Annotated in this window: 21 protein-coding genes, 2 other RNA genes and 1 pseudogene; 5 read left to right on the forward strand and 19 right to left on the reverse strand. The window is 65.2% G+C overall.

Annotated elements, in window-relative coordinates; all coding sequences use genetic code 11:
- Positions 1-112 precede the first annotated feature (112 nt).
- Complete coding sequence (gene rsmG, locus ABQU90_RS21690; protein WP_055846806.1) at positions 113-751, reverse strand: 16S rRNA (guanine(527)-N(7))-methyltransferase RsmG; 639 nt, start codon at positions 749-751, stop codon at positions 113-115.
- A gap of 421 nt (positions 752-1,172) precedes the next feature.
- Here rsmG and ABQU90_RS21695 point away from each other — a divergent pair, with 421 nt between their 5' ends.
- Positions 1,173-2,759: an alkaline phosphatase D family protein gene (locus tag ABQU90_RS21695; RefSeq protein WP_323523096.1), complete on the forward strand. Its 1,587-nt coding sequence runs from the start codon at positions 1,173-1,175 to the stop codon at positions 2,757-2,759.
- Here ABQU90_RS21695 and ABQU90_RS21700 read toward each other — a convergent pair.
- Positions 2,744-3,340 carry a 4'-phosphopantetheinyl transferase family protein gene (locus ABQU90_RS21700; protein WP_323523095.1) on the reverse strand — a complete coding sequence of 199 codons (597 nt, stop codon included), beginning with the start codon at positions 3,338-3,340 and terminating at the stop codon, positions 2,744-2,746. The genes ABQU90_RS21695 and ABQU90_RS21700 overlap by 16 nt on opposite strands.
- A 126-nt stretch (positions 3,341-3,466) precedes the next feature.
- Here ABQU90_RS21700 and ABQU90_RS21705 point away from each other — a divergent pair, with 126 nt between their 5' ends.
- The gene (locus tag ABQU90_RS21705; protein ID WP_323523094.1) at positions 3,467-3,718 is read left to right on the forward strand and encodes a GlsB/YeaQ/YmgE family stress response membrane protein; all 252 of its coding nucleotides are present in this window, start codon (positions 3,467-3,469) and stop codon (positions 3,716-3,718) included.
- Positions 3,719-4,035: 317 nt separating this feature from the next.
- On the opposite strand, the gene ABQU90_RS21710 is transcribed toward ABQU90_RS21705, so the two are convergent.
- From ABQU90_RS21710 to ABQU90_RS21750, 9 genes and pseudogenes are all read right to left on the reverse strand, one after another.
- The gene (locus ABQU90_RS21710) at positions 4,036-4,473 is read right to left on the reverse strand and encodes a GFA family protein (protein WP_115514283.1); all 438 of its coding nucleotides are present in this window, start codon (positions 4,471-4,473) and stop codon (positions 4,036-4,038) included.
- The gene (xth, locus tag ABQU90_RS21715; RefSeq protein WP_323523093.1) at positions 4,470-5,249 is read right to left on the reverse strand and encodes an exodeoxyribonuclease III; all 780 of its coding nucleotides are present in this window, start codon (positions 5,247-5,249) and stop codon (positions 4,470-4,472) included. Before xth ends, ABQU90_RS21710 begins: the two co-directional genes overlap by 4 nt.
- Before the next feature lie 91 nt (positions 5,250-5,340).
- Positions 5,341-5,901: a hypothetical protein gene (locus ABQU90_RS21720; RefSeq protein WP_323523092.1), complete on the reverse strand. Its 561-nt coding sequence runs from the start codon at positions 5,899-5,901 to the stop codon at positions 5,341-5,343.
- A gap of 61 nt (positions 5,902-5,962) precedes the next feature.
- The gene (locus ABQU90_RS21725) at positions 5,963-8,272 is read right to left on the reverse strand and encodes a Tle-like phospholipase domain-containing protein (RefSeq protein WP_407078795.1); all 2,310 of its coding nucleotides are present in this window, start codon (positions 8,270-8,272) and stop codon (positions 5,963-5,965) included.
- Positions 8,273-8,296: 24 nt separating this feature from the next.
- Complete coding sequence (locus ABQU90_RS21730) at positions 8,297-9,175, reverse strand: ankyrin repeat domain-containing protein (RefSeq protein ID WP_349780895.1); 879 nt, start codon at positions 9,173-9,175, stop codon at positions 8,297-8,299.
- A 134-nt stretch (positions 9,176-9,309) separates the two neighbouring features.
- A pseudogene (locus tag ABQU90_RS21735) lies at positions 9,310-10,304 on the reverse strand (ankyrin repeat domain-containing protein).
- Between the two features lie 249 nt (positions 10,305-10,553).
- A non-coding RNA gene (locus tag ABQU90_RS21740) (sX9 sRNA) lies at positions 10,554-10,629 on the reverse strand.
- Positions 10,630-10,689: 60 nt separating this feature from the next.
- Positions 10,690-11,946: a phosphodiester glycosidase family protein gene (locus ABQU90_RS21745; RefSeq protein WP_323523090.1), complete on the reverse strand. Its 1,257-nt coding sequence runs from the start codon at positions 11,944-11,946 to the stop codon at positions 10,690-10,692.
- A complete protein-coding gene (locus tag ABQU90_RS21750) occupies positions 11,936-14,614 on the reverse strand; it encodes a TonB-dependent receptor (RefSeq protein ID WP_323523089.1) in 2,679 nt (892 codons plus the stop codon). The genes ABQU90_RS21745 and ABQU90_RS21750 overlap by 11 nt, the downstream gene beginning before the upstream one ends.
- Before the next feature lie 106 nt (positions 14,615-14,720).
- On the opposite strand from ABQU90_RS21750, the gene ABQU90_RS21755 reads away from it, so the two are divergent.
- Positions 14,721-15,866 (forward strand): ROK family transcriptional regulator, encoded by a 1,146-nt coding sequence (locus tag ABQU90_RS21755; protein WP_115563384.1) that lies wholly within the window; start codon positions 14,721-14,723, stop codon positions 15,864-15,866.
- 94 nt (positions 15,867-15,960) lie between these two features.
- Here ABQU90_RS21755 and ABQU90_RS21760 read toward each other — a convergent pair whose 3' ends face one another.
- The 7 genes from ABQU90_RS21760 to ABQU90_RS21790 all read right to left on the reverse strand — a co-directional run bounded on the left by ABQU90_RS21760 (position 15,961) and on the right by ABQU90_RS21790 (position 22,999).
- A complete protein-coding gene (locus ABQU90_RS21760) occupies positions 15,961-16,767 on the reverse strand; it encodes a hypothetical protein (RefSeq protein WP_407078796.1) in 807 nt (268 codons plus the stop codon).
- Complete coding sequence (locus tag ABQU90_RS21765) at positions 16,767-17,657, reverse strand: peptidylprolyl isomerase (protein WP_323523087.1); 891 nt, start codon at positions 17,655-17,657, stop codon at positions 16,767-16,769. Before ABQU90_RS21765 ends, ABQU90_RS21760 begins: the two co-directional genes overlap by 1 nt.
- Before the next feature lie 91 nt (positions 17,658-17,748).
- A non-coding RNA gene (locus tag ABQU90_RS21770) (sX9 sRNA) lies at positions 17,749-17,825 on the reverse strand.
- A 61-nt stretch (positions 17,826-17,886) separates the two neighbouring features.
- Positions 17,887-18,861, reverse strand: coding sequence for a glycerophosphodiester phosphodiesterase family protein (locus ABQU90_RS21775; protein ID WP_193552646.1), 975 nt, complete (start codon positions 18,859-18,861; stop codon positions 17,887-17,889).
- A 644-nt stretch (positions 18,862-19,505) separates the two neighbouring features.
- Positions 19,506-21,233 carry a cation acetate symporter gene (locus tag ABQU90_RS21780; RefSeq protein ID WP_323523086.1) on the reverse strand — a complete coding sequence of 576 codons (1,728 nt, stop codon included), beginning with the start codon at positions 21,231-21,233 and terminating at the stop codon, positions 19,506-19,508.
- A complete protein-coding gene (locus tag ABQU90_RS21785; RefSeq protein WP_055846769.1) occupies positions 21,230-21,547 on the reverse strand; it encodes a DUF485 domain-containing protein in 318 nt (105 codons plus the stop codon). Before ABQU90_RS21785 ends, ABQU90_RS21780 begins: the two co-directional genes overlap by 4 nt.
- Positions 21,548-21,616: 69 nt before the next feature.
- Entirely contained in the window at positions 21,617-22,999 is a 1,383-nt protein-coding gene (locus tag ABQU90_RS21790) for a DcaP family trimeric outer membrane transporter (RefSeq protein ID WP_055846766.1), read from the reverse strand.
- A gap of 295 nt (positions 23,000-23,294) precedes the next feature.
- Between ABQU90_RS21790 and acs the strand changes: the two genes are divergently transcribed.
- Complete coding sequence (acs, locus tag ABQU90_RS21795) at positions 23,295-25,238, forward strand: acetate--CoA ligase (RefSeq protein WP_055846763.1); 1,944 nt, start codon at positions 23,295-23,297, stop codon at positions 25,236-25,238.
- A 146-nt stretch (positions 25,239-25,384) separates the two neighbouring features.
- Here acs and ABQU90_RS21800 read toward each other — a convergent pair whose 3' ends face one another.
- Entirely contained in the window at positions 25,385-25,681 is a 297-nt protein-coding gene (locus tag ABQU90_RS21800; RefSeq protein WP_323523085.1) for a hypothetical protein, read from the reverse strand.
- Here ABQU90_RS21800 and ABQU90_RS21805 point away from each other — a divergent pair.
- The gene (locus tag ABQU90_RS21805) at positions 25,674-26,342 is read left to right on the forward strand and encodes a response regulator transcription factor (RefSeq protein WP_055850166.1); all 669 of its coding nucleotides are present in this window, start codon (positions 25,674-25,676) and stop codon (positions 26,340-26,342) included. The genes ABQU90_RS21800 and ABQU90_RS21805 overlap by 8 nt on opposite strands.
- Positions 26,343-26,379 lie beyond the last annotated feature (37 nt).

Raw genomic sequence — 26,379 nt, forward strand, 5'->3', positions numbered from 1 at the left:
CGCCGGAGGTAAAGGACGTGACGTGCTTGGCGAGGGCAGTATCGCCCCCTCTCCCGCTTGCGGGAGAGAGTCGGAGTGAGGGCCGCTCGAGGCCGATAAACGTGGCTTCGGCTCAGGCCTTACGCACTACCACCAGATGCCGTTCGCCATCCAGGCCAGGCACCTGCAGCGGGTGTACCTCGGCCAGCGTCCAGCCAGCCGGGAGCGCGGCGATTTCCTCGTGCGGATAAATCCCCTTCATCGCCAGCAGGCTGCCGCCCGGGCGCAGCAGGTGACCACCGACGTCGATGATGCCGGCCAACGTATCCAGCGCGCGGGCGGTGAGGTGGTCGTAGGCAGCCGGCTCGTCCAGCGCTTCGGCGCGCGACTCGGCCACGCGCGCATTGCCCAGCGCCAGGTGACGCAAGGCCTCGCGCATGAAGCGCGCCTTCTTGCCGTTGCTTTCCACCAGGGTCACCTGCAGCTGCGGGCGGGTGATCGCCAGCGGGATGCCGGGCAGGCCGGGGCCGGTGCCCAGATCGGCCAGGGTGCCGCTGGCGATGTAGGGCTGCATGGCCAGCGAATCGAGCAGATGGCGAGTGACCATCTCGCGCGGGTCGCGCACGGCGGTGAGGTTGTAGGTCTTGTTCCAACGCACCAGCAGCGTCAGATAGCGCAGCAACGGCGCGGCAAAATCCGCATCCAGGGATTGGGCCTGCAGGCCATGCGCCAGCGCGGCGGAGACATCGGGGGGAAGTGCGGCATCGTTCATGGCGCGATTATCGCAGGTGGGCGTGGCGTGGCGTGGCGGGATTGGGATTGGGATTGGGATTGGGGATTGGGGATTGGGGATTGGGGATTGGGGATTGGGAATCGGGAATCGGGGATCGGGGATCGGGAATCGGGAATCGGGAATCGGGAATCGTCGATGCTCGCAGGAATGATCTGAAGCAGGATTCAAACGGAGCGTGCGTCGACGCAGTCGGCCGCCACTTCACGGCATTGGTTGGCGGCCGCGATACGGCAACGCATCGCGGGCGTGCGGTGCGGCGTGTCCGGCGATGCGGGCGCATCGCTTACCGGCATCGGCGTGATCCCGGTCACGCGGCCTGGAGCCGTGCCGGTGCCGGACACGCAGCGGTAAGACAGTGGCGCTACATCTGCAGGCTCCCCCGTTGCGCGAAGGACACCCCATGACCGCTTCCGATCCCGCGCGCCGCTGCGTGTTGCAAGGCTTGGGCGCCGGGCTGTTGCTGCCGGCGGCCGGCGCTTGGTCTGCACGCAGTCTGGCCGCGCCCTCCGGGCGACCGATCATCACCGATGGCGTGCAGAGCGGCGATGTGCGCGACGGTCGCGCACTGCTATGGAGCCGCGCGGACCGCCCGGCGCGGATGCGGGTGGAATGGGATACGCGACCCAGCCTGCGCCAGGCGCGTCGCGTGGAGGGAGGCATGGCGGTACCCGCCCACGATTTCACCGCGCGCTTGGATCTGGGCGGGCTGCCGTGCGATCAGGACATTTTCTATCGGGTGCGCTTCGAAGACGCCGACAGCGGTGTGCTGAGTGCGCCGGTGCATGGCCATCTGCGCAGTGCACCGCAGACGCGCCGCGATGTACGTTTTGTCTGGAGCGGCGACACCGTGGGCCAGGGCTTCGGCATCAATCCCGACATCGGCGGCATGCGCATCTACAGCGCGATGCGCGCACGCAACTCGGATTTCTTTCTGCATAGCGGCGACACCATCTATGCCGACAGCCCGATCCCGGCCGAACTCACCGTGGAAGACGGCAAACGCTGGCGCAATCTCACCACCGCGGCCAAGAGCAAGGTGGCCGAAACGCTGGACGAATTTCGCGGCAACTACCGCTACAACCTGCTCGACGAGCATGTGCGCCGCTTCAATGCCGAGGTGCCGCAACTGTGGCAATGGGACGACCACGAAACCACCAACAACTGGTCGCCCGGCAAGCAATTGGATGCGCGCTACCAGGTGCGCGACATCGGCGTGCTGGCCAGGCGTGCGCGCAAGGCGTTTCTGGAATACGCACCGATGCGCGGCGTGCGTGCCGATGGCGATGGGCGCATCTATCGCAAGATCGGCTATGGCCCGCTGCTGGATGTGTTCGTGCTGGACATGCGCAGTTATCGCGGTGCCAACAGCGACAATCTGCAACCCACGCCGAGCGCGGAGACCGCATTTCTCGGCGCCGAGCAGCTGGCCTGGTTGCAGCGCGAGCTGGCCGGCTCACGCGCGCAGTGGAAGGTGATTGCCGCCGACATGCCGATCGGTTTGCAGGTCCCCGATGGCGAAGATGGCAACGGGCGCCCGCGCTGGGAAGCGATCGCCAATGGCGATGACGGCGCGCCGCGCGGACGCGAGCAGGAGATCGCCGCGCTGCTGCGCTTCATCAGCCGCGCGCGCATCCGCAACACGGTGTGGCTGACGGCCGATGTGCATTACTGCGCCGCGCATTATTACCACCCGGACCGCGCCGCGTTTCAGCAGTTCGAGCCGTTCTGGGAATTCGTCGGCGGCCCGCTCAATGCCGGCAGCTTCGGGCCGAATGCGCTGGATGCCACCTTCGGCCCGACGGTGGTGTTTCAGAAGGCGCCGCCCGCGCCGAACACCTCACCGTTGGCCGGGTATCAGTTCTTCGGCGAGGTGGAGATCGATGGCGCCAGCGGCGTGTTGACGGTGACCTTGCGCGATCTCGATGGCGTGGCGCAGTTCCGTCAACCGATCTTGCCGTATGGCGCGGGGCCTCACGCGGCGGGCTGAGGATAAAACGCCAACGCGGCGCGGCAGTCCGGCGCGGCCCACCATTCGTGCAGCTGCCACTGTGCGGCATCACCTAGTTCGGGGTCGCACCATTGCAGGTGCAATGCGCCATCCGAGTCAACGGCATACGCAAGCCGATGCAGGCCGAACGACAGGCCATGCCCATAGGCCTTGAGCAAGGCTTCCTTGGCGCACCACAGACGGAAAAACAGTGCCTGCTGTGCGTCAGTCTCCAGCGCCGCCAGCAACGCCAGTTCGTCCGGATGAAAGAAACGCTGCGCTATGTCCAGCAGGCGCGGGCGTGCGCGGATGCGTTCCAGATCCACCCCCAGCCGCACGCCGCGTCCCAGCCCGACCAGCAGATAGTCGCCACTGTGGCTCCAGCCGGTATCCCAGTCGGGCAGCGCCGGTTGCAGGGACGGGCGGCCGCGCGCATCGCGCAGCAGCGGCACCTCGGCCGGGTCGATCGCCAGGGCCGGGCCAAGCAGCTGCCGCGCCTGCGGCTCACCGCGCTCACCGGGCCGATGCGGACGCAGCCATAGCCGCACCGGGCCATGCTGCCACCCAACGTGCGCTGTCACGCCGTGCACACCAACCCCAACGCAGGGAAATTACGCGCATCGCGCTCGACAGCTGCTTCACGGCGCGCTGCGTCCAATGGCGCCCATGCACCGCTCCCGGTGCAAGTGAACGAGGAGATTGGCACCATGGGCATCATTATCTGGTTGATCATCGGCGGCATCGTGGGTTGGCTGGCCAGCATCATCATGCGTCGCGATGCACAGCAGGGCATCATTCTCAATGTGGTGGTCGGCATCGTCGGTGCAATGATCGCTGGCTGGTTTTTAGGCGGCGGCATCAATCAGGCGATCACGCTGATGACCTTTGTCTGGTCGCTGGTGGGTGCGGTGATTTTGCTGGCCATCGTCAATCTGTTTACCCGTGGCCGCGTGCGTTAACAGCGTCCTATAAACCGGTGGGTGCGGCCGTCAGGTGCATGCGGACACCACGGCGTCATCGTAGCGTACGCGGCATACGCCTCCGGGCATCGGCCGCATCCACCCGTTAGTCGCCTGGCTGTTTTGCCGGTGGCTTTCAAAACGGCTAAGGGCAGCCGCCGGTGGAAATGGACAGCACGGGAGAACCGCAGCATACGAGCGGTGCATACCGATTCCGGGCACTGGCCGCGCCTCTGACGACTGCGCGGTCGATTGGTTAGCCGAAATCGCGCCACATCGGTGACTGCACTGCCTGCGCTTGCCCGGGCAGTGTCGTTTCAGCTGCCGGCAGCGGCGCGATCTGCCGGATGGTTGACGCCGTCTTCCACCTGCACCGCGATGTTCAGCGCATATGGGTTGACGCCGTCCAGGCAGCCGACGTTGTAGCCGTATTCGTTGGGATTGGAGCGGCGCCGGTGATGGGTGTAGATGCCGCATACCCCGCAGAAATAGTGCGCGGCGGCGTGCGTGTTGAACTGATACAGGCGCAGCACGTCCTGGCCCTGCCGCACGTGCAGGCCATCGAGCGCGACCGAGGCGACGATGGCGCCACGACGGCGGCACATCGAACAATCGCAACGGCGTGGATCGAGCAGGCCATGCGGCAATTCCAGGTCGATCTGCACGGCGCCGCAATGGCAACTCAAACGGTGGACCGGCCCCAGCGTCACGTCGCCGATCTTGTGGGTGCTGCGACGCAGATGACGCTCGCTCATGCGCCGGCCTCCGCCAGTTGCACCCAGGCCGGGGCGTGGTCGCTGGGGCGTTCCCAGGTGCGAGGTTCGCGGTCGATGCCCGACGCCACCGCGCGCGCGCGCAGCGCATCCGACACCAGGGTCAGGTCGATGCGCAGCCCCAGGTTGCGGCGGTACGCGGCCTGGCGGTAATCCCACCAACTGAATTGCTCGGCGTCGTCATGATGCAGACGGAACGCATCATGCAGGCCCAGCGCCAGCAATTTTTCCAGCGCGGCGCGCTCGGCGGTGGAGGTGAGGATGTGGGTCTCGTTCCACACCACCGGGTCGTGCACGTCGCGCGCGTCCGGGGCGATATTGAAGTCGCCCAGCACCACCAACTGCGGATGGCGCTGCAGCTCCTGCGCGATCCAGGCGTGCACCGCATCGAGCCAGCGCAGTTTGTAGACGTATTTGTCGGTGTCCACGTCCTGCCCGTTGACCACGTACAGATTGATGATGCGCACACCATCGACGGTGGCGGCGATGACGCGCTGTTGCACGTCATCGAACCCGGGGATGCCCATCTGCACGTCCAACGCCGGCGCGCGCGACAGAATCGCCACGCCGTTGTAGGTCTTCTGCCCGCAGAACACGCTGCGATACCCAAGCGCGGCCAGCGCCGCGTCCGGGAACTTGTGGTCTTCCAGCTTGGTTTCCTGGATACCCACCACGTCCGGCGCGACGTCGGTGAGCCACTGTTGCAGGTGCGGCAGGCGCACGTTGAGCGAGTTGACGTTCCAGGAGGCGATCTTCATGGCGGGGGCCGTGGTCCAAACCGCCAATGGTACCGTGGCCTCGCCGGTCGGTCCGACGCGCCTGCGCCGCCATGGCGCTCAGGGCGCCCCGTCAGGGCCGCGGCCTGACCACCCGATATTGGTTGCGTGTGCCGCTGCGTGCTCCGCGCGGATCGACATTGGCGCACAAGCGGTCTCCGCACAGGACCACGTCGCTGTTGGCCACGGCCTGCAGCACCTTGGCGTCGATCCGGTATCGGGTCAGGTCGCGGCGCGCTTCGGTCAGCAGGTAAACACTCGAAGCACAGGCCAGCACCGTCGCGACGATCAGCCCGGCGCAGGTGATCCAGGCGCGGGTAAGCCAACGGCTGCGTAGCGCTTCGTGCGCGGTTTCCACCGCCTGCAATGCCGTGCCGGAACGTGAGATCACCGCGTCCAGCCGACGCGAAGCGGGGGCGAGACTGCTGTCGAGCGCCTGTTGCCAGGCCTGCTGCAGCTGCGGCACCGCGCCGCCGATCAGGCGGTTGATTTCATCCCCGTTGCGCGCGGCTAGCGTGCGCAACGCTGCCATGTCCTGCTCCAGCGCGGCGTGCTGGCGCTGATCGCGCGCGTCGATCGTGGCGGCCAGCGTGCCCAACGCCCTGGCCAGGTCTTTCAGCTCTTCTTCGCGCATCCGTCGTCTCCGTCACCGCGCATTCCCACCGTGCATTCCGCTTGGCAAAACACGCAGGCGCTTACCCGCCTCCGCCACCACCACCGCCCCCTCCTCCGCCATCGCCACCACCGCCCCCTGCATCCGCGGCGGCCATCGCCGGCCCCTGCTGCATCAGGCTCATCACGCGTACCGGTCCATGCGCCATCTGCACATCGGCCGGCTGCATGTCGGCCGGGGTCCAGGCCAACTGATTGGTCACCGCCTCCTGCTCGCGTTGCTGCATCAAGACCTGTCCCTCCTGCAGCAGCGCCTGCCCTTCGGGCGAATGCCGGATCCGCTCGGCCGCCTTGAACACCGCCGTTTCGTCGTGATTGCGCAGCGCCTGCAGCATTGCGTCGATATCCGGGTCGCCGGTGCGCAGCGCCGTCGGCGTGTGCGGGTCCTGCTGCTGCGCGGCCGTGCGGCCCTGGCCCAGGACCTGACGGGCCTGCTGTTCTTCCGCATCGATCCGCGCCTGCAGGCTCGGCACCACCGTCTCGGTCATCAGGTGGCGTTCCAGCGCTTCGTGCAGCGAGCGTTGGCCGTGCACGGACAAGGTGGCCGTCTGCGCGACATTGCCCAGGTTGTACGGGTTGCTCGGCGTAAACCGAAGTTGCGTGGCGGCACCGGCGCCCAGTACCGCACCTTCCAGCGCACCGGCGCTGGGCGCGTTTGCGGTGAGGGCGGCCAGCGCATCGCCGCTGGCATCCAGGCTGCGCTGCAGGCGCGTGCCGACCGTGTCCAGCAGTTGCTGCGGCAGCGCCGCGGCGCTGCGTACCTGGTCTGCGGCCGCCGTTGCGGCGCCTGCGGTGGTGCGCATCAAGGCCTCGGCCTGGCGCGCGCTGTCTTCGCGCAATTGTGCGGCCTGCTGCTCGGCCTGCTGGCGGTCCGCCTGGGCCTGGCGTTCCAAGGCCTGGGCCTGCTCCAGCAGGGTGGCCTGTGCGGAATCGGGCAACCAGCGTGCGGCACCGCGCAGTGCGTCGGCGGCGGTGTCCTGCGCTTGCGCCTGGGCCTGCAACGCCCAGCGTTGCGCGCTGGCATCCAGCTCGCCGGCAACCGCACGGCCTGCGGCCAACCCACGGCCCAGGCTGTCGCCACTGGCTTCGAGTGCCGCACCCGTCGCGCTACCGCCATGGCGCACGGCCGCGCCACCCATCTGCAGGCCGCGCGCCACGCCGTCGCCGGCCGCATCCAGCGCCGCATCGCCCGCCCGCCCGAGTGCAGCACTTTGCTCGCCCAGGCCGCGCCCGATCTGCGCGCCGGTAGCACCGGACCGCAACACATCCAGCGCCGGGCCGGCCAGGTACAGGCTCTCCTGCAAGGTCAGCGCCTGCGCACGGTCCACCAAGGCGCCATCCTGGCCCTGCATCTTGGCCGGCAGCACCGGCTCGATACGGCCGGCGGCCAGCGGCAGCTGCTGCAGAAGGTGGGCGGTGTCGCCCTGCGCCAGCCGGTCCACGAACGCATGCACCGCCGGCTGCGCATTCACCGGTACATCCTGGGTGAGTGCGCTATCGAGCAAGGCCTGCCCCTCCGGCAAGGTGCGCAGCAGGGTGGCAGTGTCGCCCATCACCGCCGCCAGTTGCTGGCGCCGCGCCGCATCCAGCCGGTGGATGTTGTCCTGGATGCCGTTGTTGAGCATCTCGCCCTGGACTTGATAGGCCACTACGGTGTCGGCGGTGTCGTAGGTAGGCAACCCATTTGCCAGTGCGAATCGCTGCGCAGTGGCCGGGTGCAGGCCCGCTGCATTGAAGGTGGTGGCCGGTGCGCCACTGACGGCCGAAGCAGCAGAGCCCATCCCACCGCCGAGAGAATGTCCGGCGATCTCGAAATCGACTCTCTGCTCTTTCAAGGTCGCTGCCAACTGCATGGCACGGTCGTAGTAATCGGTCTGCATGCCAACCGACTGCGGGAAGTTGTTGGCCAGAAAATCTTCGGCGCTGGTGTCACGCAGGCCATTGGCGGTTTTTACTTCCCCTGCAGAACCTTTATAGACCACGGTGGGCTTGTAGCCGGGTCCGAGGATTGCCGGATCTGGGAGATAGATTTCGGCGCGGAAGCCGGATTTTTCCGGTCGGAGAAGATTTCGCAGCTCCTCGTCGCTTATCTTCGACACATGTGGGACGCTGCCACGGAGTCGGTCAGAATCTTCGCTACCGCGAGCCCAACCATGCGGCGCCCGGCCATCTCCCTTCGCAGAGTCGTAAACGTCATCTGCCAACGAAGCCATCTCATGCGCGTGATAGAGCTGTTGCAGCTCGGCAGCACGCGATGCGGCCTCCGCAGTGCCACTAGCGCGCAGATCTTCCAACAGTTGCTCGCGTTGTCTGTGCAAATCTGGCGTTTGCATGCGATCAATCCTTGCGAATGCAGGTCAAAGCAGCGGAATATCTTTCTCTTCCGTCGGGAAATGGAACGCCTTGCGCATACTGCGATAATTCTCTGGCAATGGAGGGCGTTCATACCCCCGCTTCAACAGCCATTGCTGACACTGTCGCTGCCAATGCGGATCCTTGGGGTTGCCTGGATGCCAAAATATGGCCTCAATTATTCCAGAGTCTTTGAGATGGACAGGTTTTCCATAAGCGAACTCGATGGTTGGATCTGCTCCATGCTGCAGAAGCCAGTAGACGAAGTCGAAGCCACCGCGGATTGCGTAGGCGGCTGTGATGCTATTTAGCATTCCCGCAAGCGCGTTTACATCTGCGCCGCGCTCAACAAGCAGCTTTACGTTCTCCCATTTGTTTTGCTTGATAAATGCGTGGAACAACAAGCTCTCGTTGTTTGCATTGCGCGTATTCGGATCACCGCCATGATCCAGCAGCAACTTGAGATAGATCGGATCGTCCTGCTCGGCTGCCCAGACCATGGCATTCGAGTTATTGCGAACTCCTCGATCCAGCGTTTGATAAGGCAGCGCCACATTCGGATCGGCCCCGTTGTCCAGCATCGCCTTCAACCCTGCCGGGTTGTGGGTGAAGATCGGCCAGAACAACAATGGATATCCGTCCTTGGAGAAGATCGTGTCCGGGTTCACGCCCTCGATTTTCATCAGCCGCTGTACTTCTTCGGCATCGCCCTGCTCGGCCGCCAGCGCCAACGCCAAGGCCTTGGGGTCGGTGAAGTTACGATCGGGCCGATAGCGCGATTGCGCCGCTGGCGAGCAGCCGGTGACGGCCAGCAGCACGATGCAGCAGAACCGAATGAAAAAATGCGATGGCTTCACGCGCGCCTCTGTTGCGGCTGAATGCATAGGGATTGGATGGTAGGGCATTTTGCTACCTGGCTCCGGCGACATGCTCTGCACTTTGCTCGCACTCCTGGCTGGCAGAAGCGGCGTACGTGCTGGTTGGGCGTTTGCATGCGATCAATCCTTGTGCATGGAGGTCAAAGCAACGGGATCTCTTTTTCTTCAGTTGGTGAAGTGAAAGGCCTTACGCATACGTTTGTAGTGGTCCGGCATCGCAGGCCGCGTGTATCCACGCGTGAGCAACCATTGCTGGCATTGGCGCTGCCAGCTTGGATCCTTGGGATTTCCAGGATGCCAATAGATCGATGTGATCGTGCGTGAATCCAGTTTCTTCGTCGCGGCACCTCCGGAATACTCAATCCGCGGGTCCGCACTGTGTTCCATCAACCAGAAAACCCGCTCGAATCCACCGGAGCCAGCGTAATTCTCCACAAGGGTTCCTCCCATGCCCGCCAATGCATTCACATCGGCGCCGCGCTCCACTAACAACTGGATGTTTGGCCACTTGTCCTGTTTGATCAGTGCATGAAAAAGCAGTGTCTCGCCGTTTGAATTGTAGGTGTTCGGATCCCCGCCGTGATCGAGCAGCAGCTTGAGATAAACAGGATCATCTTGCTCGGCGGCCCACACCATTGCGCGGTTCCGGTAACGCCCTTTAAACCGCGTAGTCTCTTGCAAAGGATGCAACTGTCCTGCGTTGGGATCAGCCCCGTTGTCCAGCATCGCCTTCAATCCGGCCGGGTTGTGGGTAAAGATCGGCCAGAACAACAATGGATATCCGTCCTTGGAGAAGATCGTGTCCGGGTTCACGCCCTCCACCTTCATCAGCCGCTGCACTTCGTCGGCATCGCCCTGCTCGGCCGCCAGCGCCAACGCCAAGGCCTTGGGGTCGGTGAAGTTACGATCGGGCCGATAGCGCGATTGCGCCGCTGGCGAGCAGCCGGTGATGACCAGCAGCACCATGCAGCAGAACCGAATGAACAAATGCGATGGCTTCACGCGCGCCTCCGTTGCGCCGTGTCCGCAGTCCGGACGCGGTGAGGGTGATCGCCGTACCGCGCGTTTCTGCCGCCGACCCGCGATGGCGAATCGATGGATCGGCGAATGCAAGCGATACTGACATGCGCAGCATAGCGCAGACCAGCGGCCTGACAAGCGGGCGAGTGCCTGATTTCACAGGTATAGCCGTCTCGGCAGACCGATGCGACGCCGCCGCCGTGTAGCGGAAGAATGCATCAGAGAGACTCACCGCGCGTGGCGAGCGAAGACCTAGAGCGTCTGTACGACGCAAGCACACCGGCGTGTACCTCGCGCATGCCGCGTCCGGAAACCAGCGCCCGGCTGGCGGGCGCGCAGCAGAGGTGTCGGTCGCTGTTGGAGCGGCTAACAACACATAGCGAGCAGTCGTCGGGTGGGTGTGGACGGCACGCAGTTACCGGTGTGTACGCGTGGTACATGCGCACCGAGCACCGGCCGCGCCCAGCTGGCGGTGCGCACCGTCGTTTTGTTCGCTGCTCTCAATTGGCAGGTGCGATCCGCACACCCAACTGGTTGGCGACCGGGCGCTCGCGCCCCGGAATGCCGGTATGGATAGGGCGGTTGAGCGTGCGCACGCGACCGTCCACGCGGGCGGCCAGGGTGCTGGAGCCGCCGCCGTCCAGGTTGATGGCGGCGTTGGCACCGAGCTGCTGCAGCACGGCGGTCAGCACGTCCAGCGACATGCCGGCGCTGTAGCCGGGCTGGCGGCCGTCGGCCACCACCATCCACAGTGTCTTGCCGGCACGGTCCAGGCCCAGCGCGCTGCGCGGTTCGGGGCCGTCGTAGTAGTCGGCGCGGCTGGCTTCGCGTGGTTGGCGCTTGCCATCGAGCAACAGCAGCGGGCCGGCGCCCACACCGACACGTGTGCCGGACGGGCAACTGCCGCGCACGATGCGCACGGCGTTGCGCGCGCTTACGCAAAAAGCGGCATCGACGCGCGCATCACTGGTTGCGGCGGCCGAATCGAGATGGCCATCGTCGATGGCCAGGCCTTCGGCAGTGACGCCCTGCCCGGCTGCCGGGACGAACGCCTTGTCGAACAAATGACCACCATCGAACGGCAGGAAATAGTCGGCATTGATCGCCAGCGCCAACCCGTTATCGCGCACGAAGGCAGTGGTGGGATTGGCGAGAAATTCGCCACCGCCGCTGCGGTCGCCGTGCGTGCCGACCAGTTGCAGGCCCGGCGTGGTCAGGTCGATCTGGGCGATGTGCAGCATCACCTGCTGCGGCCCATCCACGCGCTGGCGCCAATAGCGCACGCCCGGCGCCAGGGTGACCGGCGCGGCAGGTGCGGGCACCGGTTGCACCAGCGGCTCGATGGTCACGCGCGCACGCGCCTGCGCGTGATCCAACGCGGCCAGCACCGCATCGATGCGTGCCGGCGGTGTGCGCAAAAGCAGCGCTTGCGCCGGTGCCGACTGCAGCAGCTGTGCCAGGCCGACGCAGCGCGCACCGCTGCAGGATGCAGTGTCGCTGCCCACGCGTGCCGGGCCGTCGGCATCGTCGAGCACCTGCAACGCAATACGATTGTGCTCGGCCGGTTTGCAGCGGGTTACCGCCGCCAGCACGTCGCCGGGCCATTGGCCCCAGCAATCACCGCTGACGATGGTCTCCATCGCCACGAACGGCGGTGTTGCTGCGGGCGTGGCCGCTTGGTCGGCACACGCATTGCCGATGCATGCGGCCATCAGACAGATACCCAGCGCCGCTGCGCTGCGTCGATCAGAACGCATAGTCCACTCCCAGGTAATACGCGCGGCCGTTATCCAGTTGCTCGCGCATCAATTGCTGATCGGCGCCGATGACACGGGTCAGCCGCGCGTTGCTGAGATTGCGGCCCTGCACGGTCATGCGCAGCTTGCTGCTGAAGCGCCATGCCAGCTGTGCGTCGTAGCTGGTGATGGCATCGTAGTAACGGTCATTGACGCGATTGTCGGTGGCTGCGGACAGCAATTGCAGACCGGTGTAATTGGCGCTGACGCGTGCACTGAAGCGGCCAATGTCATACAGCAGCGAGGCATTGGCGCTGCGCTTGGGCGATTCCATCAGGCCGGGCAGCGCGCGCAGGCTGCCATCGCTCATCTGCACGTCGGCGGTGCGCGGGTCGAGCACGGTCAGATTGGCCATCGCGCCCAGATGCGACCACACACCTGGCAGAAAATCGAACCGCGTATCGATGGCGGTGAACTCGACGCCGCGCACGCTGGCCGCGCCGGTATTGATCGCCTGGGTGGTGGTGACCTGATAGGTGCCGACCAGCCCACCGGGATCGCGCTGCAGATCGGTATTGGTGACGCGCACGATCTCGTCGTCGATGCGCTTGTGGAACACGGCCATCGACAGTTGCGAATCCTGGTCCGGGTACCACTCCAGCGACAGATCCAGATTGTCGGCGCGGCGCGGACGCAATTGCGGGTTGGCGATGCTGCGGTTGATGGTCAAGCCTGTGGTATCGACCACCGGGCTGCTGTTCTGGCCGATATCGCCGTAGGTGGGCAGACCGATGGTGCGGCTGCCGGCCATGCGCAGTTTCAGCGCCGGAGTGATGTCCCAGGCAAGGTTGGCCGATGGCAGCAGAAAGCGCCGGTCGCTGGCGTCGGATTGCTGCAGATAATTGGTGGTGCTGCTCAGCGGCTGCGGCACCGCACTGAGCACCTCGCGCTGCAGGTACTCGTTGCGCAGGCCGAAGGTGGCCTGCGTGCGTTCGCCATGCCAGGTACCCATCAGGTAGGCCGCGCCATTGCGTTCGTCGATACGGAAATCGCCAATCGCGCTATTGCGCGCATTGGTGTTGGCCAGCACGTAGGCGCCTGGCGAAGCGGCCGCAAACGCGGCCACCCGCGCCGGGTCGATCAGCAGCAGGCAGCTGAAATCGGCATACGGACAGATGCGCGCATCGTCGGTCCCTACCGTCGCCAGGCTGACCCGCCCGACCGGATTGCGACGCACTTCGTCCAGGTTGTAGCGCTGCTGCAGATCGCGGTACTGCAGGCCGGTACGCAGCCCCCATCCCTGCGCATCGGCATCGGCGTTCTGGCTGTAGTCGACCTTGACCGTGGTGGTATCGGTGCTGCTCTTTTCCACCCGGGTCAGAAAGTACGACTGCAGGTAGTTGGCCGGGTTGCTGTAGTAGCCGGGGTCGACCAGGGCGATGGTCGGGCGCGTGTCGTTGCCCAGCGCGTAGCCGAATCCCAGCCGTGCGGAGGCGGCCGCAGTGAACACATCTTCGCGCGTGTCTTGTCGATACTTGCCGGTGGCACGGTTGAACAACACATCGATGTGGCCCTGCGGATTGAGGCGGAAGCTGCCGTTGACTTGCGCATAGCGCAGCGTGCGGGTCTGGTCGAAGCGGTTGGCATCGGTCTGTGCGCTGCCCTGTGCATAGCGGCCGTCGTCGGCATCGGTCACCAGTGCGTTGCCAACGCGGTTGATCCACTGCGAGCGGCGTTGTTCGTCGTTGCCGTGTTCGAAGGAGCCGGCGCTCAACGCCAGTTTCAGCGCGTCGCCATCGTCGTATTCCAGCTTGCCGAACACGCTGCGACGCTGACGCACGTTGTCGTAGCTGAGCGGGCGGAAGCGGTCCGGGGCGATCGCCATGCCGTTGGTGTCCAGCGTGGGGACCAGGGTCTGCCGCGCGCCATTGGCGTAGTAGCTGTAGCTGTCGATGGCGGTGTTCAACGACGACGAATCGCGACGAAAATAATCGGCCGACAGCACCACACCGAAGCGATGGTCCGGCCCGAAGGTGTTGCTGAAACTGCCCTGCACCTGCCCGGACGGACCGCTGCCCTGCAGCTGCCTGCGGTTTTCCCAATCGGCCAGATTCGCGCGCACGGTGGAGAACGGGCCGTCGTGATCGAACGCGCTGCGCGTGCGCAGCGACGCGATGCCGCCGATGGCATTGCTGTCCATGTCGGCGTTGAAGGTCTTGTAGATGTCCACCTGCTGCGCCAGCGATGCAGGAATCAGATCCAGCGACTGCACGCGCCGGCTGGTTTCGGTGGACGGCAGCGCCACCCCGTCGATCAGCACCGTGTTGTAGTCGGGATTGAAGCCGCGCAGGCTCATGAACTGCGCCTCGCCGCGGCCGTTGTTGACCACCATCGACACGCCCGGCACGCGCTGCAACGCCTCGCCCAGCCCGAAGTCGGGGATCGAGCCGATATCGTCGGCGGCCACGCCATCGGACACCACTGCGGCCTCGCGCTTGGCACCGATGGCCTGGCGGATCGACAGATGCTGGCCGGAGACCTGTACCGCATCCAGCTGCACTGGTACGTCGCTGGCGGGAGCCGCCGCGGACGGCGCCGGCTCGTCGGCGGCATGGGCGCTCAGGCTGGCGCTGACGCACAGGGCCAGCAGACACAGGCGGGGGCACGGGCGGGTAGTGAAGCGGGACATGGGGCGGCCAGTCGAAGATGAGACCGCTAATTTAATAACTTCCTGTGAATTAATTATTTCAGTCCGGTGCGGGTAAGCTTGCGGTTCCCCCGTGACACCGCGCGCCATGTCCTCCACTGCCGCCTTTGCGCTGCCTCCACACACGCCCACCTTGCCCGGCTTGAGCCTCAACGAGCGCGACATGCTCGACCGCTTGCGGCTGGCCGGGGTGCTGACCCGCGCCGACCTGAGCCGCGGCACCGGGCTGACCGTGCAGACCGCGGTGCGCCTGATCGAAGGTCTGCAGGCGCGCGGCATGGTGCACATGGGCAGCAGCATCGCGCGCGCCGGGCGTGGCAAGCCGGGCGTGGCGGTGTCGTTGAACCCGGGGCACGGCCACACCTTGGGCATCTCCATCGCCACCGATGCGCTGAGCCTGGCGCTGATGGACTTTTCCGGTGCGGTGCTGGCTGGCAACGAGGTCGCGCTGACCGATACCACCTTGTACGGCGTGCTGACCCAGCTGCAGGCCGCCGATGCCGCGCTGCTGGCGAGCGTCGACGATGCCGGCCCGCGCCTGGGCATCGGGGTGGCGATGAGCGGCTTTTTTACCGGCGTGGACACCTTCATCAATCCGCCCGAGCCGCTGCGCGCCCTGGGCCAGATCGCGCTGTGTCCGTGGCTGGCCGACGCCTTTACCCAGCCGGTGTGGATGGACAACGACGGCAGCGTGGCAGCGGCAGGCGAAGCGATGCTGGGCGTGGGCCGGCGGCATCGCGATTTTGCCTATCTCTACCTCAGTTACGGCTTTGGCGGCGGGCTGGTGGTCGATGGCCAGGTGCTGCGCGGCGCCCGCGGCAACGCCGGTGAGTTCGCCGGCATGCTGCCCGCGCAGCAGCTCGAACGCGCCACGCTGGAGTTGCTACGCGAACTTGTGGCCGAAGACGGCATCGCGCTGCCGGACGTGCGTGCGTTGCTGGCCGCCTACGACCCGGCATGGCCGGCAATCGAGCGCTGGATCGCACGCAGCGCGCCGGGCGTGTCGCTGATCGTCTCGGCGATCACCGCGGTGTGCGACCCGGAAGCCATCGTCTTCGGCGGTCGCCTGCCGGCGGATCTGGCGCAACGGCTGATCGCCGCCGTGCAGATCGACAACCAGCCGCGCCGTGGCCAGGGCCGCCCGATGCCGCTGCTGCTGCCGGCCGAAGCACCGGCCGATGCATGTGCGATCGGCGCGGCTACGCTGCCGTTGAAGGCGCGTTACTTTCGTTGAGTGGTGGCAGCGATACAGCGGCGCTGGCGCTGGCAGGCACGCTGCCTGGCCGTCGACCGCGCACCCCCTCGGCGACCGCGCTGGAGAGGGCGCATCACCGTGCTGCCGCAACCGGCATTCGGCAGCAATAGCCGAATAATTCCACCGCCAGCGCACGTGCCTGTTGCTGCTGTTGTTGCGGCATCGACTCCAGCAACTCGTCTTCTGCCTGCAACGGTGCAGCTGCATCCAGCGCGCGGCCCGGCGGTTGCCGCGCGGCCAGCCGCCAGGCCGCCGCATACACCGGGTCGGGTGCGTGCAACAGCGGTGATTCCACCACCTGCGCCAGGGTCTCGATGGCATCGCGATGGCCTGCCAGCGCCAGCGTTTCCAGCTCGGCCACCGTCGCGGCCACCTCCTGTTCGTCGTTCGCCGACAGTTGCGCGGGCATCCCGGCGGGTGCGGCGGCCACCGCACGTTGCAGCAACTCGCTCACGCGCTGGGCAAGCAGATAGCGTTGCGCGTCGGCATCGCCGTGCGCTGCGGCCGTGCGCAGCAGCGCCTCGATCTGCAACGGCGTGCCGGCGACGCAGCGACGCGCGTCCAACGACGGCCTGGGCGCTCTGCCGTGCGCGATCTGCGCCGCGCGTTGCTCACCCTGCTCGCGACAGGCCAGCTGTTGCATGGCGCTGTCGAACAGGCCCTGCGCGGCGTGCGCAGGCGGCTGCGTGGACGCAACGCCGGCAGGCAGCAACTGGGGCGCAGCAACGCTGCGCTGCAGAGGCGATGCAGCCGGCGTGCGCACGCTCCAGATCCCTGCTGCCAACACCGCTGCAATCACACACACCGCCCCCGCCACCGGCCAGAGCAGCCGGGGCCGATGGCATGGCTGCGTGCCCACGTTCAGCGCAGGCGCCGGCATCAACGCAGCGCCGCTTCCAGCGCGGCACGATCGAACTGCAACGGATGGGCCTGGCGCAGACGTTCCAGCGCAGCGGTGGCGGCCTGGTCGCGCAATTGCACTTCGATCTGCCCGCGCGCTGTCTCCAGCGTGGCGGGACTACGCGCATCCATACGGATCAAGTGATACCCCTCCGGCCCGCGCACCGGGGCCGACACCTCCCCCACGCCCATTCCCTCCACCGGCGCAACAAAGGCATCGGCCACGTTACGCAGGAAAATCGATGACAACTGGCCGCCCTCGGCCGCGGTGCTGCCATCGTCGGATTCGCGCATCGCCAGTTCTTCGAAGGGCGTCCCGGCATCCAGCTGCTGCTTGAGCTGCTGTGCGCGTGCAAGCGCCTGCGCATCGGTCAACGGTGTGCCACGCCGCGCATCGCCTTGTGGCTGCAACGCGACGAACAGATGGCTCAGGCGCACCTCGTCGTAATCGTGCGGATGCGCATCGAACTGCGCTTGCACTTGGGTCGCGTCGATCGCTGCGGCATCGCGTGCGCGCCGCTGCATCGCCTCGGCAAGAATCGCATCGGTGGCCTGACGGATGTGCGCGGCCACCACCGGGTCGTCTTGCAGATGCGTCTGACGCGCCTGGTCCACCAGCAGCAGCCGGTCGGCGAATTCGCGAACGAAACTCGGGTCGGCCGCAACGGCCGGATTGGCGTTTTGCGGCAAATCGGCCAGGGCCAGCGCGCGATATTCCGGCGCACTGAACGCCTGCTGCCCGATCTGCAGCACCTTTACGGAAGCCGGGCCAGTCTGCAGGTGTGCATCGGCCGTGGCGGCATGCGCCAGCGGCGTGCAGCAGGCAAGGCTCAGCGAAAGCACTTTGAAAAAATGCGGTGTGGAAAACATGGGCAATCTCCGTGATGGCATGAACCCGGCGGCGGCAGGTGCCGCCGCCAGGACAGCCGGCCCGCGCGGGCCGGTAACAGCTGCTTGAAGCAGCTAACACAACGTAGTGAGCGGTCGTCAGGTGGGCGTGGACGGCGCGCTCAGAACCGGCGTGTATGAGTGGTACATGCCGATTCATAGCACCGTCCGCGCCCGCCTGGCGGCCGCGCAGTGGTGTTGTGAGTCGCTCTTAGTCGTGCTTGCCGCGCGCACGCAGGTAGGCGATGGCCGCTTTCGGGTTGTCGCTGGTGATCAGGCCGAAGGCCTCGTCGCGCACGATGAAATCCAGATTGCCGCGATTGTCGGCCGTGTCGCGGCCACCGCCGTAAGAGAAATACAGATCCGACAGCGCGTAGCAACAAGCGCCGCTGTTCTGATAGAACTTGCCGGCAGACGGGCCATCCGGAATTGCCTGGAACACGCCCACGCGATAACCACGCTCGCGAATGAAATCGGCATCGCTCTGCAGCAAGCCGCCGAGTTGCTTGACGTTGATCTCCATCGTCTGGTTACCCGAGTTCATCCATGCCGAGATCGTCTGGCGCACATTGATCTTGCCCAGCATGTTGGTGGTGAACACCGGAATGCCGACCATGCCGCTGCCATCGGCACGGTAAGCATCGCGACTGGTGTACAGCGTTGCATTGACCTTGGCGGCGACGTAGCTGCCGGAAGCGATGCCAAACACCTTATTGGCTGCACTGCTGACCGCACGCACGGTTTTGGCGTCCTTGATATCGAACACCATCGGTGTGCGCAGCTGGCGCTGTTTGTAATAGGCGAACAGCTCATCCACACGCGGCACGTGATAGCCGGTGGTGGTACGACGATTCGGCGCCAGCAGGAACAACTGGCTGACTTCCGACCACGGGGTGACCAACACGGATGGGTTGACGCCCTGATTGGTGATCGGGTCGTACTTCACCCCCGGATGGTGCTGCCACACCGTGGTGGTGCGCCCCAGGTTGTAGTCATGCAGCAACACCGGCACGCCATCGCTGGTGAGCTTGACGTCCAGCTCCACGCCATCCATGCATTGGTCGTTGGCAGTCTGCAGCGAACCACGCGAGTTTTCCGGCATGTCGGCGATGCCGGCGTAGTTGCCCCATAAGCCACGGTGCGCCAGCACGACGGTATTGGAGGAGTTGAACAAGATGCGTTGCATCTTGACGTCGGAGCTGTCGCTGCAGGCAGCTAGTGCCAGCTGCGGCAGTGCCGCCAGCAGGGCCAGTGCGCCGAGCAGGCGGCAGGCGCGGGCCAGCGGATGTGGAGCGAGGGTGGTAGGCATGGTGTCTGTGTCCCGGTTCGTAGGTGCAGGAAGGGCAAGGGATGGACGAGAGCCGATGGGTCGACGCAACCGGCGAACTCGCTTGCAGCGCACTCGCCAGCCGGTCGATACCGGGGAGAGGCCAAGCCGTGCGTGATCAGTGTTCGGCTTGCGGGCCAATTTAGTCACTCTCCATGACTTAATTTCTTCGCTGGTGTTGCGGTTGTTCGCGATCGCGCAGGCGTTGCGTGAAAAACGAAGTGGACGACCGCAATCGCGCAGTGGCACGCAACGCCGCCGCGATGGCGGCATGCGCGCGCAGCACGGTGGGTCCTGCGTATCGACATCTGAAGCCGCTCGCATCTTGGTGAGCACCGCGTTGGATCGCTGCCTGCCTCTGCGCTCTGCCAAGCGTCGATCGCTGCGGACCGGCCCTGGCGCTGGCGGACTCGCCTCGCTGCGCGGTCTCACCCTCTGCCAAAACGCAGAACGCCGGCACAAGGCCGGCGTTCTGCGTTGACAGCGGTGGGTTACGCGATGGGTCAGTGACCCGACGCACCGCTGGCACCCAGGCCGGTTTCGGCACGGATCTGCTGCGCCTTGAACGCCGCGCGTTCGTTGGCCGCCTGCGGGCTGCGATCCAGCACCGAGAACAGCCAGATGCCGACAAAACCAATGGTCATCGAGAACAGTGCCGGCGAGGTGTACGGGAACGGCGCCGACCCGGCCGCGTTACCCAGCGTGTCCACCCACACCGACGGCGACAGCACCGTGAGCACCAGCGAGGAGATCAGGCCCAGGAAACCGCCGGTCACCGCGCCGCGCGTGGTGCAGTTCTTCCACAGCAAGGACAGGATCAGCACCGGGAAGTTGGCCGAAGCGGCGATGGCGAAGGCCAGCGACACCATGAAGGCCACGTTCTGCTTCTCGAACACGATGCCCAGCAGCACTGCGATCACGCCCAGCACCAGGGTGGTGGCACGCGAGACCTTCAGCTCCGAACCCGGCGCCGGGTTGCCCTTCTTGATCACAGTGGCGTACAGGTCGTGCGACACCGCCGAGGCACCGGACAGGGTCAACCCTGCAACCACCGCCAGGATGGTGGCGAAGGCCACAGCCGAGATGAAGCCCATGAACACGTTGCCGCCGACTGCATTGCCGACCAACACCGCCGCCATGTTGGCCGCACCCTTGCCGCCGTGGATGGTGCCGGTGGCGACGTCCGCAAACTGCGGGTTGGTCAGCACCAGGGCGATCGCACCGAAGCCGATGATGAAGATCAGGATGTAGAAGTAGCCGATCCAGGTGGTGGCCCACAGCACCGACTTACGCGCCTGCTTGGCATCGGGAACGGTGAAGAAACGCATCAGGATGTGCGGCAAGCCGGCGGTACCGAACATCAGCGCCATGCCGAACGAGATCGCCGAGATCGGGTCCTTCACAAAACCGCCCGGCCCCATGATCGACAGGCCGGCCTTGGCCGCGTCGTCTGGCGATGCACCGCCATTGGCCGCAATCGCGGTCTTCACCCGCACGCCCTCGGCGAACAACGCCTCGAAGCTGAAGTTGAAGTGCCACATGATCGCCACGGCCATGAAGGTCACGCCGGTCAGCAGCAACACTGCCTTGATGATCTGCACCCAGGTGGTGGCGGTCATGCCGCCGAACAGCACGTAGACCATCATCAGCACGCCGACCAGGGTCACTGCCACCCAGTAATCCAGCCCGAACAGCAGCTTGATCAACGCACCGGCACCGACCATCTGTGCGATCAGATAGAACAGCACCACCACCAGCGTGCCGGAAGCGGCAAAGCTGCGGATGGCGGTGGGCGCGAAGCGGTAGCCGGCCACGTCGGCGAAGGTGTACTTGCCGAGGTTGCGCAGCCGTTCGGCCATCAGGAAGGTCAGGATCGGCCAACCGACCAGAAAGCCGATGGCATAGATCAAGCCGTCGTAGCCGTTGGCCATCACCGCCGCGGTAATGCCCAGGAACGACGCCGCCGACATGAAGTCGCCCGCGATCGCCAGGCCGTTCTGGAAGCCGGTGATGCCGCCGCCGGCGGTGTAGAAGTCAGCGGCCGACTTGGTCTTGGCCGCCGCCCATTTGGTGATCCACAAGGTGCCCAGCACGAAGAAGCCGAACATGCCGATCGCCACCCAGTTGGTGGGCTGCTTGTCGACCTGGCCCATGTCGCCACCGGCGGCCAGCGCGAGGCCTGCCGGCAGCAAGCCGGCCAAAATCAGAAGAAGGCGCGAAGTCTTGCTCATTTGCGGGCTTCCTCCAGGATCTGCGCGGTCAGCTGGTCGTAGGTGCTGTTGGCACGACGCACGTAGATGGCGGTGATGACGATGGTGAACACCATCACCCCGATCGCGATCGGAATGCCGATCGAAGTCACTCCATCGCCGATGGGTTTGGCCAAAAATGCCTTGTCGAAAGCGATCAGGCCGATATAGCCGAAATAGGCCAACAACATCAGCACGGTGAGCGTCCAGCCGAGCGTGTTGCGCTGGCGCTTGAGCGCGTGGTACTTCGGATTGGCATCGATCTTGGCGATCAATGCGTCATTCGAGACGGTCATGGTCTGTCTCCTGGAGTGCGGGCAGCACGGCCCGCCCACATGCGTGGCGGGCGGCCGATGGGTGAACCTTTAGAAGCTGTACTTGGTGGTGAACTGCAGGCGCGAGATGTCGCCGGAATCGCCGTTTTCGGCTTCGCGGCGGCCGTACATCAGCTCTGCGCCCACATCCACCTTGGGTAGCGGCGAATAGAAGACGTTGGCGCGGATGCTCTGCTGCGACTTGCTCGCCAGCCCGCCGGTGTTGGCCAGCGAATGGTCGTAATCCACGCGCGAATACATGATGGTGCTGCGCAACTTGGCGTTGTAGTCGTGCCGCCAAGCCACCCAGCCGGCCACCGTGCTGACGGTCTGGATGTTGCCGTCGATGTCGATTTCCACGTCCGAGCCGTTGCCCAGGCCCAGATAGCGGCCAAGGCCTTCGCCGTAGGCCAGCTGGTAGCGCAGGTCGTTGCTGGAGTTGATGATCCAGCGGCCGCCGCCGGCGATGGCGCCGCCGAAGTCGGTGTCGTTGGTCAGCGCGCTGCGGGTGCGGTACTGGCGTGCGATCGCCGACAGGCCGAACGTGCCCCAGGTGCCCTTCCAGTTGTACCGCGCGGTCAGATCCGGCATCGCGCCATGGTCCGAGGCCAGGATGGTGTTGCCGCCCCGGTATGGCGTGGTCAGCGTTTCGGTGTTTTCTGCCGACACGCTGAAAGCGCCGCGGGTGTAGCGGATCTGGGTCTGTCGGCTGAACAGCGCGCCGTCGGTCGGCCCGACGATGTCGGCCGCTTCCGGCAGGATCGTGGCGTCGACGAAGTTGGACCAGGTCTGGCCGGCCAGCCAGTTGTTCCAGCTCATGTAGGCGTGCCGCAAGGTGCCGCCGTACAGATTGTTGACCTGGTTGGCCAGCGCGTTGCCGAAGAAGTCCAGTTCGATGAACCCAGTCAGCTTGTCGCCGTTTTCGGTCACCGTGTCCACGCCCAGGTTGAAGCGCGAGAACTTGGCATGGAAGTCGGTGTCGGTGCTCGACGCCTGTCCCCCGACAGGCGTCTGCGTCGGGATGTACAGGTAACGTCCCACCGCACCTTCAGGCAAGGCGCCGTCGCTGGTGCGGGTGGTCATGAAGTCGGCCTTGATGAAACCACCGTAACGAAACGTTGTCCCCGGCAACGCGTTCGGCGTGATGCTGGTCAGCTGGATCGGCTTTTTGCCGGCCGGGAGCGCTGGCGCGGGCGGAGTCTGCGCCTGCAAGGTGCGCACCTCGGTGACCTGCGTCTGCGTCTGGGCAATCTGGCCCTGTTGTTGTTGTTGCGCGGTCACCAATAGCTGGACCTGACGCTCGAGCTCGGCAATACGTGTTTCCAGCGCCTTTTCCTTTGCCGTCTGCGCGAACGCAACGCCCGGCAGAATGCTGGCCACGAACAATGCGGCCGCCAACGGATGGCGCACCAACGGTGCAGTACGGTGTTTCATGGAACCCTCTCCCCAATGAAGGCCTCGCGCTTGATGGCGATGCTGTGCGGAGCGTGAGGCAGTCCGCGGTTTGCAGCCTATTCGCCTTTGGTCGTAGCTGCAACGCAGCATTCCACAAGGTGACCGATGGTCGCACCAGGACCCGCAATGGATGTGCGCCAGCGCACGCCTTAGGTTACGACCATGGTCTAACGCGCCGTTGACCGCCGGGACAGAATGGATGCGGCACACTGATCGCCTACCGAGGGCAGCTGCCGTGCCCTCTCCCAACAAGTTCATCGCAAGTGAGGGTGCCATGGCTGATGTTTATCCCGTCGATCCCGCGTTCGCCAAGGGCGCACGCGTCAATGGCGAGCAGTACGCAACGCTGTACCGCGAATCGATCGAGCATCCCGAGCAGTTCTGGGGCAAGGCCGCGCAGCGGCTGGACTGGTTCAAGCAACCCACCCAGGTCAAGGACGTCAGCTTTGCGCTGGACGACTTCCATATCCGCTGGTTCGGCGACGGCGAGCTCAACGCCAGCGTCAACTGCCTGGACCGCCAGCTCGCCACGCGCGGCGACAAGACCGCGCTGCTGTTCGAGCCCGACAGCCCGGATGCGGCGTCCTACCCGGTCACCTACCGCGAGTTGTACGAGCGCGTCTGCAAGCTCGGCAACGCGCTGCGCAACCTCGGCGTCAAGAAGGGCGACCGGGTCACCATCTACCTGCCGATGATCGTCGATGCGGCCGTGGCCATGCTCGCCTGCGCGCGCATCGGTGCGGTGCACTCGGTGGTGTTCGGCGGTTTTGCCGCCAACTCGATCGCCGACCGCGTGATCGACTGCCAGAGCAAGCTGATCATCACCGCCGACGAAGGCCTGCGCGGCGGCAAGAAGATTCCGCTCAAGGCCAACGTGGATGCGGCGCTGAAGATTCCCGGCACCAACACGGTCGAAACCGTGCTGGTGGTGCGCCATACCGGTGGCGCGGTGGACATGCAGGCGCCGCGCGATCGCTGGTTCCATGACGTGGTCGATGGCCAGCCGGCCGAGTGCGAACCCGAGCGCATGAACGCGGAAGATCCGTTGTTCATCCTCTACACCTCCGGTTCCACCGGCAAGCCCAAGGGCGTGCTGCACACCACTGGCGGCTATCTGCTGTTTGCCAGCTACACGCACGAAGTGGTGTTCGACCTGCGCGAAGACGACATCTACTGGTGCACCGCCGACGTGGGCTGGGTCACCGGCCACAGCTACATCGTCTACGGCCCGCTCGCCAATGGCGCCACTGCGGTGATGTTTGAAGGCGTGCCCAACTACCCCAACGTCTCGCGCTTCTGGGACGTGATCGACAAGCACCAGGTCACCTTGTTCTACACCGCGCCCACCGCGATCCGCGCGCTGATGCGCGATGGCGAAGCGCCGGTCAAGCGGACCTCGCGCAAGAGCCTGCGCCTGCTCGGCAGCGTCGGTGAGCCGATCAACCCGGAAGCCTGGCGCTGGTATTACGAAGTGGTCGGCGACAGCCGCTGCCCGATCGTGGACACCTGGTGGCAGACCGAAACCGGCGGCATTTTGATTTCGCCGCTGGCCGGCGCGGTCGACCTCAAGCCTGGGTCGGCCACGCTGCCGTTCTTCGGCGTGCAGCCGGCGCTGGTCGATGCCGAAGGCAAGATCCTGGACGGCGCCACCGAAGGCAACCTGGTGCTGCTGGATTCGTGGCCGGGCCAGATGCGCAGCGTCTACGGCGACCACCAGCGGTTCATCGACACCTACTTCCGCACCTATCCAGGCAGCTACTTCACCGGTGACGGCTGCCGCCGTGATGCCGATGGCTATTACTGGATCACCGGCCGCGTGGACGACGTGATCAACGTCTCCGGCCATCGCATCGGCACTGCCGAAGTGGAAAGCGCGCTGGTCTCGCACCCCAAGGTCGCCGAAGCGGCGGTGGTCGGCTTCCCGCACGACGTCAAGGGCCAGGGCATCTATGCCTACGTCACCTTGATCGCCGGCGAGAACCCCAGCGAAGAGCTGCACAAGGAGCTGGTGAGTTGGGTGCGCAAGGAGATCGGCCCGATCGCCTCGCCCGATCACCTGCAGTGGGCCCCCGGCCTGCCGAAGACGCGCTCGGGCAAGATCATGCGCCGCATCCTGCGCAAGATCGCCGAAAACGCACCTGATCAACTCGGCGACACCTCCACCCTGGCCGACCCGTCGGTGGTGGATTCGCTGGTCAATGAGCGGCTGACGCGCTGACGCGCGTTGGGAATGGGGAATCGGGATTGGGGAATCGTTAGAGCGGTTCCCTGAGGAGTGGGAAATAAATCGTCGGATTGGGAATTCGTAAAAGCGGGTTCCCGACCCCTACATTTATTCATCGCTGCCAATTCTCATCTTCAACGTCACCGCATCGACGCTGTTGCTGTTTGCTGTTGTTGTTTGCTGTTGTTGTTTGCTGTTGTTGTTTGCTGTTGCTGTTGCTGTTGCTGTTTGCCGTTGCTGTTTGCCGTTGCTGTTTGCCGTTGCTGTTTGCCGTTGCTGTTTGCCGTTGCTGTTTGCTGTTGCTGTTTGCTGTTGCTGTTTGCTGTTGCTGTTTGCTGTTGCTGTTGCTGTTTGCTGTTGCTGTTGCTGTTGCTGTTTGCTGTTGCCTTTGCGATTCCCGATTCCCGATTCCCCACTCCCGGCCCCTCAATGACCACCCTGCTGATTGCCGATGACCATCCCCTGTTTCGCGAGGCCTTGCGCGGGGCGGTGCAGCGGGTCATGCCGGGCGTGCAATTGTTCGAAGCCGACAACGTGGATGCGTTGTACACGCTGGCCGATGCGCAACCGGACGCGGACCTGCTGTTGATGGATCTCAACATGCCGGGCGCACAGGGCTTCAGTGCCCTGGTGCATATGCGCTCGCTGCATCCGCAGTTGCCGGTGGTGGTGGTGTCCGCACGCGAAGAACCCACGGTGATGCGGCGTGCCATCGACCATGGCGCGTTCGGTTTCATTCCCAAATCCGCCGACTCCGACACCATCGGCCGCGCGCTGGCCACGGTGCTGGATGGCGAGCGCTGGATTCCGGCCGAAGCGCAGAACCTGCCGCCCACCGATAGCGAAGAGCGCGAGGTTGGCCAGCGGTTGCGCGATCTCACCCCGCAACAGTTCCGCGTACTGCAGATGCTCGGCGCGGGCCGGCTCAACAAGCAGATCGCCTACGATCTGGGCGTGTCCGAAGCCACCATCAAGGCGCACGTCACCGCAATCCTGCGCAAGCTCGGCGTCACCAACCGTACCCAGGCCGTGCTGATGGCCGGCAAGCTCGCCATCGACTCCGACGGCATCGTGTTGCCGCCGCCGGAAGACGACTGACGCGCGCAGCGGTGTGTCTGCGGGAGTTGGGGTTGGT

It is taken from the genome of Xanthomonas sp. WHRI 10207 (assembly GCF_040202975.1).
GTDB lineage: Bacteria > Pseudomonadota > Gammaproteobacteria > Xanthomonadales > Xanthomonadaceae > Xanthomonas.

What these genes read in the sequence shown, in the direction of transcription:
- rsmG (WP_055846806.1), bottom strand. Translation starts at nt 751, where the DNA reads ATGAACGATGCCGCACTTCCCCCCGATGTCTCCGCCGCGCTGGCGCAT.
- ABQU90_RS21695 (WP_323523096.1), top strand. Translation starts at nt 1,173, where the DNA reads ATGACCGCTTCCGATCCCGCGCGCCGCTGCGTGTTGCAAGGCTTGGGC.
- ABQU90_RS21705 (WP_323523094.1), top strand. Translation starts at nt 3,467, where the DNA reads ATGGGCATCATTATCTGGTTGATCATCGGCGGCATCGTGGGTTGGCTG.
- ABQU90_RS21710 (WP_115514283.1), bottom strand. Translation starts at nt 4,473, where the DNA reads ATGAGCGAGCGTCATCTGCGTCGCAGCACCCACAAGATCGGCGACGTG.
- xth (WP_323523093.1), bottom strand. Translation starts at nt 5,249, where the DNA reads ATGAAGATCGCCTCCTGGAACGTCAACTCGCTCAACGTGCGCCTGCCG.
- ABQU90_RS21720 (WP_323523092.1), bottom strand. Translation starts at nt 5,901, where the DNA reads ATGCGCGAAGAAGAGCTGAAAGACCTGGCCAGGGCGTTGGGCACGCTG.
- ABQU90_RS21725 (WP_407078795.1), bottom strand. Translation starts at nt 8,272, where the DNA reads ATGCAAACGCCAGATTTGCACAGACAACGCGAGCAACTGTTGGAAGAT.
- ABQU90_RS21730 (WP_349780895.1), bottom strand. Translation starts at nt 9,175, where the DNA reads ATGCATTCAGCCGCAACAGAGGCGCGCGTGAAGCCATCGCATTTTTTC.
- ABQU90_RS21745 (WP_323523090.1), bottom strand. Translation starts at nt 11,946, where the DNA reads ATGCGTTCTGATCGACGCAGCGCAGCGGCGCTGGGTATCTGTCTGATG.
- ABQU90_RS21750 (WP_323523089.1), bottom strand. Translation starts at nt 14,614, where the DNA reads ATGTCCCGCTTCACTACCCGCCCGTGCCCCCGCCTGTGTCTGCTGGCC.
- ABQU90_RS21755 (WP_115563384.1), top strand. Translation starts at nt 14,721, where the DNA reads ATGTCCTCCACTGCCGCCTTTGCGCTGCCTCCACACACGCCCACCTTG.
- ABQU90_RS21760 (WP_407078796.1), bottom strand. Translation starts at nt 16,767, where the DNA reads ATGCCGGCGCCTGCGCTGAACGTGGGCACGCAGCCATGCCATCGGCCC.
- ABQU90_RS21765 (WP_323523087.1), bottom strand. Translation starts at nt 17,657, where the DNA reads ATGTTTTCCACACCGCATTTTTTCAAAGTGCTTTCGCTGAGCCTTGCC.
- ABQU90_RS21775 (WP_193552646.1), bottom strand. Translation starts at nt 18,861, where the DNA reads ATGCAACGCATCTTGTTCAACTCCTCCAATACCGTCGTGCTGGCGCAC.
- ABQU90_RS21780 (WP_323523086.1), bottom strand. Translation starts at nt 21,233, where the DNA reads ATGAGCAAGACTTCGCGCCTTCTTCTGATTTTGGCCGGCTTGCTGCCG.
- ABQU90_RS21785 (WP_055846769.1), bottom strand. Translation starts at nt 21,547, where the DNA reads ATGACCGTCTCGAATGACGCATTGATCGCCAAGATCGATGCCAATCCG.
- ABQU90_RS21790 (WP_055846766.1), bottom strand. Translation starts at nt 22,999, where the DNA reads ATGAAACACCGTACTGCACCGTTGGTGCGCCATCCGTTGGCGGCCGCA.
- acs (WP_055846763.1), top strand. Translation starts at nt 23,295, where the DNA reads ATGGCTGATGTTTATCCCGTCGATCCCGCGTTCGCCAAGGGCGCACGC.
- ABQU90_RS21805 (WP_055850166.1), top strand. Translation starts at nt 25,674, where the DNA reads ATGACCACCCTGCTGATTGCCGATGACCATCCCCTGTTTCGCGAGGCC.